Origin of the sequence: Anaeromyxobacter dehalogenans 2CP-1 (assembly GCF_000022145.1) — a bacterium.
Taxonomy (GTDB): Bacteria; Myxococcota; Myxococcia; order Myxococcales; family Anaeromyxobacteraceae; genus Anaeromyxobacter; species Anaeromyxobacter dehalogenans.
In genome coordinates this window covers 4,674,818-4,688,060 of sequence record NC_011891.1, presented here as the reverse complement: position 1 = coordinate 4,688,060, position 13,243 = coordinate 4,674,818, and the positions used below count along the sequence as shown (strand labels likewise).

Annotated in this window: 14 protein-coding genes; 2 read left to right on the top strand and 12 right to left on the bottom strand. The window is 75.2% G+C overall.

All coding sequences use genetic code 11. From position 1 onward, the window contains the following. Positions 1-6 precede the first annotated feature (6 nt). From trpA to A2CP1_RS21100, 12 genes are all read right to left on the bottom strand, one after another. Entirely contained in the window at positions 7-864 is an 858-nt protein-coding gene (gene trpA, locus A2CP1_RS21155) for a tryptophan synthase subunit alpha (RefSeq protein ID WP_015935229.1), read from the bottom strand. Further along, positions 861-2,165: a tryptophan synthase subunit beta gene (trpB, locus tag A2CP1_RS21150; protein ID WP_015935228.1), complete on the bottom strand. Its 1,305-nt coding sequence runs from the start codon at positions 2,163-2,165 to the stop codon at positions 861-863. Before trpB ends, trpA begins: the two co-directional genes overlap by 4 nt. Further along, the gene (locus tag A2CP1_RS21145) at positions 2,162-2,785 is read right to left on the bottom strand and encodes a phosphoribosylanthranilate isomerase (RefSeq protein ID WP_015935227.1); all 624 of its coding nucleotides are present in this window, start codon (positions 2,783-2,785) and stop codon (positions 2,162-2,164) included. The genes trpB and A2CP1_RS21145 overlap by 4 nt, the downstream gene beginning before the upstream one ends. After that, positions 2,785-3,567 carry an indole-3-glycerol phosphate synthase TrpC gene (gene trpC, locus A2CP1_RS21140; RefSeq protein WP_015935226.1) on the bottom strand — a complete coding sequence of 261 codons (783 nt, stop codon included), beginning with the start codon at positions 3,565-3,567 and terminating at the stop codon, positions 2,785-2,787. The genes A2CP1_RS21145 and trpC overlap by 1 nt, the downstream gene beginning before the upstream one ends. Further along, positions 3,564-4,577 (bottom strand): anthranilate phosphoribosyltransferase, encoded by a 1,014-nt coding sequence (gene trpD / locus A2CP1_RS21135; RefSeq protein ID WP_015935225.1) that lies wholly within the window; start codon positions 4,575-4,577, stop codon positions 3,564-3,566. The genes trpC and trpD overlap by 4 nt, the downstream gene beginning before the upstream one ends. Beyond that, complete coding sequence (locus tag A2CP1_RS21130) at positions 4,574-5,188, bottom strand: anthranilate synthase component II (protein ID WP_015935224.1); 615 nt, start codon at positions 5,186-5,188, stop codon at positions 4,574-4,576. The genes trpD and A2CP1_RS21130 overlap by 4 nt, the downstream gene beginning before the upstream one ends. Continuing rightward, positions 5,185-6,699: an anthranilate synthase component I family protein gene (locus A2CP1_RS21125; protein ID WP_015935223.1), complete on the bottom strand. Its 1,515-nt coding sequence runs from the start codon at positions 6,697-6,699 to the stop codon at positions 5,185-5,187. The genes A2CP1_RS21130 and A2CP1_RS21125 overlap by 4 nt, the downstream gene beginning before the upstream one ends. 90 nt (positions 6,700-6,789) lie before the next feature. Continuing rightward, positions 6,790-7,185 carry an aspartate 1-decarboxylase gene (gene panD / locus A2CP1_RS21120; protein ID WP_012528123.1) on the bottom strand — a complete coding sequence of 132 codons (396 nt, stop codon included), beginning with the start codon at positions 7,183-7,185 and terminating at the stop codon, positions 6,790-6,792. A gap of 87 nt (positions 7,186-7,272) precedes the next feature. After that, complete coding sequence (locus A2CP1_RS21115) at positions 7,273-8,088, bottom strand: glycosyltransferase family 25 protein (protein ID WP_015935222.1); 816 nt, start codon at positions 8,086-8,088, stop codon at positions 7,273-7,275. Positions 8,089-8,104: 16 nt separating this feature from the next. Beyond that, positions 8,105-10,120 carry a DsbA family protein gene (locus A2CP1_RS21110; RefSeq protein ID WP_015935221.1) on the bottom strand — a complete coding sequence of 672 codons (2,016 nt, stop codon included), beginning with the start codon at positions 10,118-10,120 and terminating at the stop codon, positions 8,105-8,107. Positions 10,121-10,264: 144 nt separating this feature from the next. After that, the gene (locus tag A2CP1_RS21105) at positions 10,265-11,095 is read right to left on the bottom strand and encodes a hypothetical protein (RefSeq protein WP_015935220.1); all 831 of its coding nucleotides are present in this window, start codon (positions 11,093-11,095) and stop codon (positions 10,265-10,267) included. A gap of 3 nt (positions 11,096-11,098) precedes the next feature. Beyond that, positions 11,099-11,632 (bottom strand): hypothetical protein, encoded by a 534-nt coding sequence (locus A2CP1_RS21100; protein WP_015935219.1) that lies wholly within the window; start codon positions 11,630-11,632, stop codon positions 11,099-11,101. A 98-nt stretch (positions 11,633-11,730) separates the two neighbouring features. On the opposite strand from A2CP1_RS21100, the gene A2CP1_RS21095 reads away from it, so the two are divergent. Together A2CP1_RS21095 and A2CP1_RS21090 are read left to right on the top strand one after the other, a co-directional pair. Continuing rightward, complete coding sequence (locus tag A2CP1_RS21095; protein WP_012528118.1) at positions 11,731-11,985, top strand: sulfurtransferase TusA family protein; 255 nt, start codon at positions 11,731-11,733, stop codon at positions 11,983-11,985. Between the two features lie 44 nt (positions 11,986-12,029). Next, complete coding sequence (locus tag A2CP1_RS21090; RefSeq protein WP_012528117.1) at positions 12,030-13,085, top strand: thiamine biosynthesis protein; 1,056 nt, start codon at positions 12,030-12,032, stop codon at positions 13,083-13,085. Positions 13,086-13,243: the final 158 nt, after the last annotated feature.

Here is a 13,243-nt window from a genome sequence, read left to right as displayed (position 1 = left end):
GCCCGATCAGCGCCGCAGCGCGCGCCCCAGCGATCGCACGAACCGCGTGACCCGCTCGGCGCGAGCGCGCCGCGAGCCGCCCTCGGCGATCCGCTTCACGATCGCGCTCCCGACCACCACGCCGTCGGCGAGCGGGCCGAGCGCGCGCGCCTGCTCGGGCGAGGCCACGCCGAAGCCGATGACCACCGGCAGGTCGGTCCGGGCCCGCACCGCGGACACGAGCGGCGCGATCTCCTCGGCCACCGCGTGGCGCGCCCCGGTCACGCCGGTCACCGACACGAAGTAGAGGAAGCCGGTGGCGGCCCGGGCCGCGGCCTCGACGCGGGCCGGGTTCGAGGTGGGCGCGAGCAGGTAGACCAGCTTCACGCCGGCCTCGGCCGACGCCGGGGCGAGCACCTCGGCCTCCTCGGGCAGCAGGTCGGGGATGATGAGCGCGTCCACGCCGGCGTCGGCGCAGCCGCGCACGAGCCGCTCGACCCCGCCCGCCAGCATGGGGTTGAGGTAGCCCATGAGCGCGATGGGGACCTGCGAGCGCGCGCGGACCGCGGCGGCGATCCCGAGCACGTCCTCGAGCGTGGTGCCAGCGCCGAGCGCGCGCTGCGCGGCGGCCTGGATGGTGGGGCCGTCGGCGATGGGATCCGAGAACGGCACCCCAAGCTCGACGAGGTCGGCGCCGCCCTCCACGCAGGCGAGCGCCATGTCCCGCGCGGTGGCGAGGTCGGGGTCGCCGCCCATCACGTAGGTGACGAGCGCGGCCCGGCGCTCGGCGCGGCAGCGCTCGAACGCGGCCGAGATGCGGTCGGGGCGCTCGGCCGCGACGGGCGCGGCGGCGGCGCGGGGCTTGCGGGCGGGGCGCGGGCTCACCGGCGGCCTCCCTTCCGCGCCGCGGCGCGCGGCCTCGCCTCGGCCTTCGCCTTGCCCTTCGGCCGCGCCGGCCGTGCCGGGCGGGCGCGGCTGCGCCGCGGCGGCGGGGCCGCCTCGAGCATCTTCCGCACCTGCTCCACGTCCTTGTCGCCGCGCCCGGAGACGTTCACGAGCACCAGCCCTCCCGGCCCGGCGTCGCGGGCCACCTTGCGCGCGGCCGAGACCGCGTGCGCGCTCTCCAGCGCGGGGATGATCCCCTCCATGCGCGCGAGGTACTGGAACGCGTCCAGCGCCTCGGCGTCGGTCTGCGGCAGCAGCGTGAGCCGGCCCTGGTCCTTCAGGTAGGAGAGCTCCGGCCCGACGCCCGGGTAGTCGAGGCCGGCGCTGATCGAGTGCGCCTCCTGGATCTGCCCGTGCCCGTCCTGGAGCACGTAGCTCCGCGAGCCGTGCAGCACGCCCGGGGTCCCCTTCGCCAGCGAGGCGCCGTGCTTCGCGGTCGAGAGCCCGAGGCCGGCGGCCTCGGCGGCCACCAGGTCCACGTGCGCGTCGTCCACGAACGCCGAGAAGATGCCCATGGCGTTGGAGCCGCCGCCCACGCAGGCGACCACCGCGTCGGGCAGCCGGCCGGCCAGCTCCAGCACCTGCCGGCGCGCCTCGCGCCCGATCACCGACTGGAACGTGCGGACCATGGCCGGGTAGGGGTGCGGGCCGGCCACCGAGCCGATGATGTAGTGCGTGTCGCGGACGTTGGTGACCCAGTCGCGCAGCGCCTCGTTCATCGCGTCCTTCAGCGTGGCGGAGCCGGCCGTCACCGGGATGACCCGCGCGCCGAGGAGCTGCATCCGGAAGACGTTGAGCGCCTGCCGCTCCACGTCCACCGCGCCCTGGTAGACCTCGCAGGGCAGGCCGAACAGCGCCGCCGCGGTGGCGGTGGCGACGCCGTGCTGGCCGGCGCCGGTCTCGGCGATGATCCGCTTCTTGCCCATGCGGCGGGCGAGCAGGATCTGGCCGAGCGTGTTGTTGAGCTTGTGCGAGCCGGTGTGGCACAGGTCCTCGCGCTTCAGGAGCACGCGGCACCCGCCCACGTCGGCGCTCATGCGCGGCGCCTCGGAGATCGGCGTCTCGCGCCCGGCGTAGCGCCGGAGCAGCTCGTCCAGCTCCGCCTGGAAGGCGGGGTCGGCCCGCGCCTCGCGCCAGGCCTGCTCGAGCTCGTCCAGCGCCGGCACCAGGGTCTCGGGCACGAAGCGCCCGCCGAAGGCGCCGAAGCGCCCCCGCTCGTCGGGGAGGGCTGCCGTCTTCACGTCGTCTCCTTTGCCGCGCGGACGAACCGCGCCATGAGCTGCCGATCCTTCACGCCGGGCGCCGACTCGACGCCGCTCGCCACGTCCACCGCCCAGGGCCGCACCGCGCGGATCGCGTCCGCCACGTTGGCCGGGGTGAGCCCGCCGGCCAGCACGACCGCGGTCCGCTCCGCGGCGCGCGCCGCGAGCGCCCAGTCGAACGCGACCCCGCTGCCGCCGTAGCCCGGCGAGGCGGAGTCGAGCAGGAAGCCGGCCGCGGCCGGGTAGCGCGCGAGCTGGTCGAGCGCCTCGGGCCCGCCCACGCGGATGGCCTTCACCACGGGGAAGGGCAGGCCCTCGAGCAGCTCCGGCGGCTCGTCCCCGTGGAGCTGCGCGACCTGCACCCCGGAGGCCGCCACCGCGGCGAGCAGCTCCTCGCGCGTGGGATCCACGAACACGCCCACGGCCGTCACGAACGGCGGCAGCGCGGCCACCAACGCGCGCGCCGTGGCCGGCGGGACGTAGCGCTTCGAGCGCGGCCAGAAGTTGAAGCCAACCGCGTCCGCGCCCAGCCGTGCGGCCTCGAGCGCGTCCTCGAGCCGGGTCACCCCGCAGATCTTCACCCTGGGCGGCGGCGCCATCACGCCTCGCCCAGCGCGCGCAGCAGCGCGGCCGGGTCCTCGGCGCGCACCAGCGCCTCGCCCACCAGCAGGTTCGCGGCCCCGGCGCGGCGCAGCCGGGCCGCGTCCTCCGGGGTGCGCACGCCGCTCTCCGCCACGCCCTTCACCGCCGCCGGGAGCGACGGCAGGATGCGCTCGGAGGTGGCGAGGTCCACGTGGAAGGTGTGGAGGTTGCGGTTGTTGACGCCGACGATGCGCGCGCCGGCCGCGAGCGCGCGCTCGGCCTCGGCGTCGTCGTGGACCTCGACCAGCGCCGCGAGCCCCAGCTCGCCGCAGCCGTCGAGCAGCCGCCGCAGGTCGTCCTGCGCCAACCCGGCCACGATGAGCAGCGCCGCGTCGGCGCCGGCGGCGCGGGCCTCGAGGAGCTGGTACCGGTCCACCACGAAGTCCTTGCGGAGCAGCGGCACGTCCACCGCGGCGCGGACCGCCATCAGGTCGTCGAGCGAGCCGCCGAAGCCGGGGCCGTCGGTGAGGACCGAGATGGCCGCAGCGCCGGCGGCGGCGTAGCGGCGCGCCTGGGCCACCGCGTCGAGGCCGGCGCGGATGGCGCCGGCGGAGGGGCTGGCGCGCTTCACCTCGGCGATGACGCGCAGCGGGCCGCCGCGCGGCGAGAGCGCCGCCTCGAACCCGCGTGGCGGGGGGGCGGCGGCGGCGCGCGCGGCCAGCGCCGCGTCGGGTTCGGCCGCGCGGCGGGCGGCCACCTCGTCGACCTTCCGGGCCAGGATGCCGTCGAGGACCGTCACGCCGGCACCGTGGTGGCGGCCACCAGCTGCCGCAGCTTCTCGCGGGCGGCGCCCGAGTCGATGGACCGGGCGGCGCGCGCCACGCCGTCGCGCAGGTCCTTGGCGGCGCCGGCGCACACCAGCGCGGCGGCGGCGTTCGCCAGCACCGCGTCGCGCGGCCCGCCCGCCTGTCCCTCCAGCACGTCGGTGACGATGCGGGCGTTCGCCACCGCGTCGCCGCCGACGAGCTCGGCGGCGTCGCGCCGCGGCAGCCCCAGGTCCTCGGGCCGGATGGTGTAGCGCTCCACCTGGCCGTCCCTCACCTCGCAGACGTGCGTCATGCCGGTCACGGCGATCTCGTCCAGCCCCTCGCCGTGCACCACGAACGCGTGCGCGGCGCCCAGCGCCGCCAGCACGCCGCCCAGCACCGGCACCCAGCGCGCCTCGTACACGCCGAGCACCTGGTGGCGCGCGCCGGCGGGGTTCGCGAGCGGGCCGAGCAGGTTGAAGATGGTGCGCACGCCCAGCTCGCGGCGCACGCCGGCGATGGCCTTGAACGCGGGGTGGAGCCGCACCGCGAACAGGAAGCCGATGCCGACCTCCTCGATGCAGCGCTCCACCGTCTCCTTGTCCGCGTCCACGTTCACGCCCAGCGCGGCGAGCACGTCGGCGGAGCCGGAGCGCGACGACACGGCGCGGTTGCCGTGCTTCGCCACGCACACGCCCGCGCCGGCCGCCACGAACGCGGCGGTGGTGGAGATGTTGAAGGTGTGGCGCCCGTCGCCGCCGGTGCCGCAGGTGTCGATGAACACGTCGCGATCCACCCGCACCCGGTCCGCCCGCTGGCGCATCACGTCGGCGGCGCCGGCGATCTCGTCCACCGTCTCGCCCTTCATGCGCAGCGCCGCCAGGAACGCGCCCGACTGGGCCGGGGTGGCGCCGCCGTCGGCGATCTCGGTCATCACCAGGGCCGCCTCGGCGCGGGTGAGGTCCTCGCCCTCCAGGAGCTTCGCGATGGCCTGCTGGATCACGGCCGTGCCTCCTCGCCGCGCGGCGCGACGTGCGCGAGCCAGTTCCCGAGCAGGCGCTTGCCATCCAGCGTCAGGATCGACTCGGGGTGGAACTGCACGCCCTCCACGTCCAGCGCCCGGTGGCGCAGGCCCATGATCTCTCCCTCCTCGGTCCACGAGGTGATCTCGAGCGCCTCGGGGAGGCTCTCGCGCTCGACCACGAGCGAGTGGTAGCGCCCGGCCTGGAACGGCGCGGGCAGCCCGGCGTAGATGCCCTGGTTGCGGTGGTGCACCGGGCTCGCCTTGCCGTGCACGATGCGGACGTTCCGCACCACCTTGCCCCCGAACGCCTGGCCGATGGCCTGGTGCCCGAGGCACACGCCGAGGATGGGCAGCGCGCCCGAGAGCGTCCGGAGCACCTCCAGCGTCACCCCCGCCTGGTCCGGCGTGCACGGGCCGGGCGAGAGCACCAGCGCGTCGGGGCGGCGCGCCCGGATGCCGGGCACGTCGATCTCGTCGTTGCGAAACACCTCCACCTCGGCGCCCAGCTCGCCCAGGTACTGCACCAGGTTGAAGGTGAAGCTGTCGTAGTTGTCCACCAGCAGCAGCCGGACCGGGCGCGCGCCGCTCATCGCCTCGCCCCCTTCCCGCGCGGCGCCGCGCGGCGGCCGCGCGATCCGGCCGCGCGCCGCTGCCGCGCGGGGGCCGCCTGCGCCTTCTGCGCGCCGGCGCGCCCGCGGGGCGCGGCAGCCGGCGGCGCGTCCAGCCCGCGCGCCTCGGCCTGCGCCACCGCGGTGAACACCGCGCGCGCCTTGTTGACGGTCTCCTGGTACTCGGCGGCCGGGTCGGAGTCGTAGACGATGCCGGCGCCGGACTGCACCGACACGCGCCGGCCGTTCGCGAGCAGCGTGCGGATCGCGATGCACATCTCCATGTCGCCGCCGCGGTCGAAGTAGCCCACCGCGCCGCCGTAGGGGCCGCGGCGGGCCGGCTCGAGCGCGTCGATGATCTCCATGGCCCGCACCTTGGGCGAGCCGGAGAGCGTGCCGGCGGGGAAGCCGGCCCGGAGCACGTCCACCGCCGTGCGGCCGGGGGCGAGCCGCCCGCGCACCTCCGAGACGAGGTGCATCACGTGCGAGTAGCGCTCCACCGTCTTCAGCGCGGCGACCTTCACGGTGCCGGTGGCGGACACCCGCCCCACGTCGTTGCGCCCGAGGTCCACCAGCATGACGTGCTCGGCGTTCTCCTTCGGGTCGGCGCGCAGCTCGGCCTCGAGCGCCTGGTCCTCGGCCGCGTCCGCGCCGCGCGGGCGCGTGCCGGCGATGGGCCGCAGCGTCACCTCGCCGTCCTCGAGCTTCACCAGCGTCTCCGGCGACGAGCCGACCAGCGCGCGCGGCCCGTCCTTCACGAAGAACAGGTACGGCGAGGGGTTCACGCGGCGGAGCGCCCGGTAGATCTCGAACGGCGGGAGCGAGGTCTCGGCGTCGAAGCGCTGGGAGAGGACGATCTGCTGGCAGTCGCCGGCGGTGACGTACTCCTTGGCGCGCCGCACCGCCGCCTCGAACGCCTCGCGGCGGACCCGCGGCGCGAGCACCGCCGGCGGCCCGGCCCGGCGCGGGCGGCGATCGGAGAGCGGCCGCGCCAGCACCGCCAGGCGGCGGCGGATGCGGCGGACCGCGTCGGCGTAGAGCGCGCGCGGGTCGTCGCCCTCGTCGCAGCGCACCTCGCAGATGACGTGGAGCGAGTGGCGGCGGTTGTCGAACGCCACCAGCTCGTCGAAGTCCATGAGCAGGACGTCGGGGAAGCCCAGCTCGTCGGCCTTCGCGATGGGGACGCGCGGCTCGAACAGGCGGACCGCGTCGTAGGAGACGTGGCCCATGAAGCCGCCGGAGAAGCGCGGGACGCCGGGCACCCGCACCGCCCGGTGCGTGGCGAGCGCGGCGCGGAGCGCGGCGATGGGATCGCCGGGGTCGCCCAGCTTCCAGCGGAGCAGCGCCCGCGGCGCCGCGCCCAGGAACGTGAAGCGCGCGCTCCGCTCCCCGCCCTCCACCGACTCGAGGAGGAACGCGTGGCGCTCGCCGCGCGAGAGCTTCAGGAACGCCGAGACCGGCGTCTCGGTGTCGGCGTCGATCTCGACGCGCACCGGGACCGCGCGGCCGGGGCTGCAGAGGGAGAGGAAGGTCTGGAGATCGGGGGTGGTCCGCAGCTCAGCGGACTTGCCAAAGACGCACCGTCATGCCGTCACCCTGCGTGCCGGGCCGGGCACCTCGACGGCGTCCTTGGCCACGATCTTGTTCTGGCGGTCGACGAGGACCACGGTGGGCTTGAAGTCGCGAGCCTCGGCCTCTTCCAGCTCGGCGAACGTGGCGAGGATCACCATGTCGCCGGGGCGGTTGAGGTGCGCGGCCGCGCCGTTGATGCAGATGATGCCGGAGCCGCGCTCACCCTTGATCGCGTACGTCTGCAACCGGGTGCCGCGGGTGATGTTCCAGATGTGGACGGCCTCGTACTCCCAGATGCCCGCGGCCTCGAGCAGGTCCTCGTCGATGGAGACCGAGCCCTCGTACTCGAGATCCGCGTGCGTCACGGTCGCACGATGGATCTTCGCCTTGAAGAAGGTCCGACGCATGGCAGGACTCGTTTTCTTACATGGTCGGGTCGGTTCGCGCAACACCCGCGCCCGCCGCCCGGCCCCCCGCATGGCGGGGGCCGGCGGTCAGTCGTGGAAGATGAACGAGTAGTCGGCCGCCTTGCCGGACCCGGCCTCCTGGTCGAAGAACTTCGGCTCGGTGACGAACGCGCGCAGCTTGCCGCTCAGCACCATGTGGACGAACAGCTGGTCGGCGTTGCGCGCCAGCGGGGTCTGCGCCGCGACCAGCTTGCGGGCCGCCGCCTGGGTGAACGCGTAGGCGTGCGCGCAGTGGTGCAGGCCCGCCACCTTGAGGTTCTCGCTGAAGCGCCGCGGGTGGAAGCGGCGGATCTCCGCCGGCGTCCACTTCATCAGCCCGAGCGCGGCGGCGACGAGGTACGTCGCCTGCTTGGCGCGGTGGTAGGGCGTCACCTTCTCGAAGTTGGTGTAGCCCAGGTAGGCGAGCTCCCAGTCGTCGGGGAGCTGCTCCAGCGTCTGCGGCAGGAGCGCCAGGTCTTCGTACCGGGGCAGCACGTCGTCCTCGAACACCAGCACGCGCTCCCAGCCGTGCTCCACCGCCGCCCGGTAGATCTGCAGGTGCGAGATGGCGCAGGCGAGCTCGCCCGGCGTCATCGTCCGCGAGCGGCGCGCGGCGGCGCGATCCGCCGCCTCGTCGTAGCCCTCGGCGGCGCGGCGCGCCGGATCGAGCAGCCGCTTGTCCATCCCGAGATGGAAGCGGTAGTCGAGCCCGGTCAGCCGCGTGCGGACGCGCTCCTGCCGCTCCGCCGCGCGCTCGATCGTGATCACGAAGATCCGGTCGAACGCGCGGTGGAGCGCATCCCAGGCGGCCGCGACGGCGGGCGCGAGCGGGGCGGGCGCCGGCGCGCCCACCCCCGACGCCACGGGACCTGCGGGGCCGCTAGCGGCGCGCGAGCTCGGCATCGACGACCGCGCGGATCTGCTCGAACGGCACCGCGCCTTCCACCTTCACGCCGTTCACGAACATGGTGGGCGTGGCCTGCGCGCCGATGCGGGCGGCCAGCGCCTGGTCCTCGGCGATGCGGGTGCGGGCGCGGCCGGAGCGGCGGGCCGCGTCGAAGCGGGCCACGTCGAGGCCGATCTCGCGGGCGGCCCGCTCGTACAGCGCGTCGGACAGCTCACGCTGGCTCGCGAACAGCTTCTCGTGCATCTGCCAGAACTTGCCCTGCTCGCGGGCCGCCTCGGCGGCCTCGGCCGCGGGCAGCGCGTTCGGGTGCATGCCGAGCGGCTGGTGCTTCCAGACCACGCGGACCTTGTCGCCGTACGTCTTCTGCACCTGCGCGAGCGTCGGCTCGACGCGGGCGCAGAACGGGCACTGGAAGTCCGAGAACAGCACGATCGTGACCGGCGCCTTCGGGTTGCCGCGGATCGGGTCGTCGGCGCGGACCGCGAGGCCCTGCACCGGCTGGCCGGCCGGCAGCGCCGCCGGGACCACCGCGCCCTGCTGCGGCGCGGCCGGCTTCAGCGCCAGGTTCGCCTGGCAGGCCTGCTCGTAGAACCCGGCGCCGGCCTTCCCGCCCTTCAGCAGCGCGTCCGCCTTCTTCAGCTCCTCCTCGACCACCGGGCGCATCCGCTCGAGCGGGAGCGCGCCCACCACCTGGCGGCAGTTGAAGAACATCGTCGGCGTGCCGTTCGCGCCCACCGACCCGGCGAGCTGCTGATCGGCCGCGATCCGGTCGGCGCCCTTGCGCGCCGCCACCGCCGCCTGGAACTTGCGCAGGTCGAGGCCGAGCTCCTTCGCGTACTGCTCGTAGGTCGCGGGGGAGAGCGCCTGCTGGTTCGAGAACAGCTTCTCGTGCATCGGCCAGAACTTGCCCTGCTCGCGGGCCGCCTCGGCGGCGATGGCCGCCGGCATGGCGTTCGGGTGGAAGGAGAGCGGCTGGTGCTTCCACACGATCCGCACCTGGCCCGGGTACGCCTGCTCGAGCTGCTTCAGGGTGGGCTCGACGCGGGAGCAGAACGGGCACTGGAAGTCGGAGAACAGCACCACCGTCAGCTTCGCGTCCGCCGGGCCGCGCGCCGGGTCGTCGGCGCGGAGCGGGACCTTCGCGTAGGTGGCGGGCGGCGGGGCCGCGGGGGCCGCCGGCGCCGGGGCGGCCGGCGAGGGCGCGGCGGCGGTCGGGGGCGGCACGGTGCCGGGCAGGAACACCGGGGCGGTCGCGCCGCGCTCGATGGCCTTCGCATAGACCTGCGACGCCGGCGTGCCGGACCGGACGAGCTGCTCGGCCCTGGCGAGCTCCTCGTCGATCACCGCGCGGAACGCCTCGATCGGCTGCGCGCCGGCGATCTTCCGCCCGTTCACGAAGAACGTCGGGGTGGCCGGTGCGCCCAGGCCGACCACCAGCTTCTGGTCGCGCTCGATGCGGGCGCGGTGGGTGCCGGCCTGCATCGCCTCGCGGACCTTGGCGACGTCGAGGCCGAGCTCGCCGGCGGCCTTCTCGATGGCGGCCTGGTCGAGCGCGGGGGCCGAGTCGAACAGCTTGTCGTGCAGCGCCCAGAACTTCTCGTCGCCGCCCTGCGCCCGCGCCTCCTCGGCGGCGAGCGCGGCCGGCATGGCCTGCGGGTGGAACGAGAGCGGGTTGTGCTTGAAGACGAAGCGCACCTTGCCGCGGTACGCCTCCTCGACCTGCTTCATGGTGGCCGCGCCGCGCTTGCAGTACGGGCACTGGAAGTCGGACGACTCGACGATGGTGACGAGCGCGTCGGCCGGGCCGCGCACCGGCGAGTCGTCCGCGGGGACCCGGTAGACGGCCTTCGGATCCTCCACCGGACGCGCGCGCGTGGGCGCGCCCACGGGCGCGCGGGACGGCCGGCCGCCCGCATCCCACGAGCCGCGCCCGACGAATCCGATCGCGAACCCGATGACGAGCGCGACCACCCAGCTCACGTGCTTCATGTGTCCCGTCTCCCTTCCAGCCAAGTCAGAGCCACCGCAGATATCAGGATCGCCCGGGGTGGACAACGCGCCGGCCCCCCGCCGCGCCGCCAGGCCGAACACCGGACCCTCCCGCCAATTCCCCGCCCCGGGGGTAGGGGCCCCCTACAGGCCGATCCGCGCCACCGCCAGGAGCTGAACCTCGCCGTCGGTCCGCCGATCGTCCGGCGCCGGCGCGCGCCGCGTGAAGCCCTGCCAGCGCGCCACCGCCTCGAACACGACCGCCCTCCCGAACGCCGCCCAGCCGACCGAACCCTCGGCGGCCGCCAGCAGATCCGGCTTCTCCCACAGCTTCAGCGCCTCGGCCTGGACCGAGAGGATGGGGCCCGCCGGGTATTCCACCGTGTAGCGGAGCCGGGCGGCGCTCGCCGCGTGCACCTGCTCCGACTCGGTGGTCGCACCGGCGCCGGGGAGGTGCGCGCGCCCACGGTAGCGCACGTGCACCATCTCGACCGGTGCGGCCAGGTAATCGAGGCGCGCCTGGTAGCCCACCGTCACGTTCCCTTCCACCGAGGGGAGCGTGCCGAGCTGGACGAGCGACTGGAGCGCGAGCCCGGGGGCGCGCGCGGCCTCGACGCGCCCGAGCACGAAGCGGAACTCGGGGTAGCCGATCGCCCAGGCCGCCTCCAGCTCGCCGTCGGACGGCACGAAGATCCGGTCCTCGCCGCCCGCGAGCACGCGCGCCCGCAGCCGCACCGCCTGCGAGAGCCGGCCCGGGAACCAGCCCTCGGCCCGCGCGCCGACCAGGATCAGGAAGGGCGGGTTGTGCTCCCCCGGATCGATCTCGAACCCGCCGAAGCGCCCCGCCACGCCGGTCGAGAGCCCGGCGGTCCAGCCCTCCACGTCGCCGGGCGCGGGGAGGGGCTGGGCGGCGGCGGGGGTCGAGATCAGGGCGGCCAGGGCGGCGACCAGCGCCGCGGAGGCGAGCGATCGCATGGCCTAGAAGCGGAAGCTGGCGCCGCCGCGAACGAGCAGCGGCAGGCCATAGCGCCCGGCGAGCGGCGCGCCGGTGTCGGCCTCGGCGAACAGCCCGAACGCGCCGGTGAGCCGGACCTCGGTGGAGAGGCCGACCAGCAGCCAGCGCCAGCGCATGCCGTCGCCGCGCGAGTTGGAGGCGTCGAAGGCGACGCGGACCTGGAACGGGAGGCGCGGCAGCTGGTAGCGGGCGCCGGGGCGGAAGCCGAAGTGCGTGTCGGGCTCGAGGCCGAGCGCCAGGCCCGCCTCGAGGCGCAGCCCGGTCCCGGGCAGCTCCAGCCCCGGCACCGCCTCGATCTCCATGACGCCGGCCTGGCCGTGGTCGAGGCCCAGCTCGCCGCCGCCGCCCAGCGAGGCGAGGACGGAGAAGCCGGACGGGCCCGGCGCCGGCGCCGCGGCGGCGGCCGCGGCGGGGACGGCGCAGGCGAGCGCGAGCGCGATCGCGAACGGCGCGCGCGCGGCGGCGGCGCGCGGGCTGCGGACGGTGGATGTGCGCATGGCGGACAAGCTACCCCCCGATGGCGCCGGGCTCAAGGAAGCGCCCGGCCGGACCGCCCGTTGCCGCGGCCGGCGCGAGCGGCTAAAGGGAGACGCGCATGGCGCTCACCGCACCGATGCCCGCGCCCGCGCGCACCCTCGACACCTCGGGGCGGCTGTGCCCGTTCCCCATCGTCGAGACCGCGAAGGCGGTGAAGGCGATGGACGCGGGGGCGGTGCTGCTCGTGATCGCCACCGATCCCGGCATCGCGCTCGACATGCCGATGTGGTGCAAGGCGACGCGGAACGAGCACCTCGGGACCTTCCAGGACGGCGCGGCCTGGAAGAGCTTCGTGCGCAAGCGCGCCCGCTGAACGGCGGCCCCGCGGCGCGCGCGCCGCCGGGCCTGGAAGGCGACATGGGCAAGCAGGGCAAGGCGATCGGACTGATCTCCGGCGGGCTCGACTCGACGCTGGCGCTGGCGCTGGTCCGCGGGCAGGGCATCGAGGTGAAGGCGGTGAACTTCTACACCGGCTTCTGCATCACCGAGACGCAGCGCCGCAAGGGCGGGCGCCCCGACGGCACGGTCCCGCAGAACGAGGCGCTCCGCGCCGCCGCCGACCTCGAGGTGGACATCGAGTACGTGGACATCTCCGGCCCCGGCTACTTCGACATGCTCGTGAACCCGCGCTGGGGCTACGGCGCGAACGCGAACCCGTGCGTGGACTGCCGCGTGTTCATGATGCGCCGGGCGAAGGAGATCATGGAGGCGGAGGGCGCCGACTTCATCTTCACCGGCGAGGTGCTCGGCCAGCGCCCGAAGAGCCAGCGCCGCGACACGCTGCGGATCATCGAGCGCGAGAGCGGGCTCGACGGGCGCCTGCTCCGCCCGCTCTCGGCGAAGCTCCTGCCCCCGACCATCCCGGAGAAGGAGGGGATCGTCGATCGCGAGCGGCTGCTCGACATCAGCGGCCGCGGCCGCACCCGCCAGATGGCGCTCGCCGAGGAGATGGGGATCTCGGAGTGGCCGCAGCCGGCGGGCGGCTGCTGCTACCTCACCGACGAGGCGTTCTCGCGGAAGTTCTTCGACGTGCTCGACGCGCGCGAGGCGCGGGGCGAGCCGCGGAAGCTGGAGCGCGAGGACGTGGTGCTGCTCTCCACCGGCCGCCACTTCCGGCTCTCGCCGCGCGCGAAGCTCATCGTCGGGCGCACCGAGGTGGAGAACGCGCTGCTCGAGCACCACGTGGAGGGGCGCGCCCGGGTGGAGGCGCGGGACGTGCTCGGGCCGGTGGCCCTGGTCGAGGGCGTGCCGACCTGGGAGGAGCGCCAGCTCGCCGCGCGGATCGTGGCGCGCTACGGGAAGGGGAAGGACGCCGGGCGCGTGGTGGTGGAGTGGCGCGAGGGCGACCTGGTCGAGACCTACGAGGTCGAGCCGGAGCACGACGAGGCCCGCGTCGAGGCGATGCGGATATAGGGTCCGCGCGCGCCGCCGCGCGCGCTTGTGCACGGTTGACCCCGGTCAACGCCGCACCGCCGGGACGGGGCGTCCCGCGAACCAGCGGGTTGTCCCGCGCGCCGTTCCGATCGAGCATGGTGGCTCCACGGCTGCGTTTTCCGGGCGCAGTCGAGATT

Coding starts and splice junctions, on each gene's coding strand:
- A2CP1_RS21090 (WP_012528117.1), top strand. CDS start 12,030: ATGGGCAAGCAGGGCAAGGCGATCGGACTGATCTCCGGCGGGCTCGAC.
- panD (WP_012528123.1), bottom strand. CDS start 7,185: ATGCGTCGGACCTTCTTCAAGGCGAAGATCCATCGTGCGACCGTGACG.
- A2CP1_RS21095 (WP_012528118.1), top strand. CDS start 11,731: ATGGCGCTCACCGCACCGATGCCCGCGCCCGCGCGCACCCTCGACACC.
- A2CP1_RS21110 (WP_015935221.1), bottom strand. CDS start 10,120: ATGAAGCACGTGAGCTGGGTGGTCGCGCTCGTCATCGGGTTCGCGATC.
- A2CP1_RS21100 (WP_015935219.1), bottom strand. CDS start 11,632: ATGCGCACATCCACCGTCCGCAGCCCGCGCGCCGCCGCCGCGCGCGCG.
- A2CP1_RS21105 (WP_015935220.1), bottom strand. CDS start 11,095: ATGCGATCGCTCGCCTCCGCGGCGCTGGTCGCCGCCCTGGCCGCCCTG.
- A2CP1_RS21145 (WP_015935227.1), bottom strand. CDS start 2,785: ATGGCGCCGCCGCCCAGGGTGAAGATCTGCGGGGTGACCCGGCTCGAG.
- A2CP1_RS21130 (WP_015935224.1), bottom strand. CDS start 5,188: ATGAGCGGCGCGCGCCCGGTCCGGCTGCTGCTGGTGGACAACTACGAC.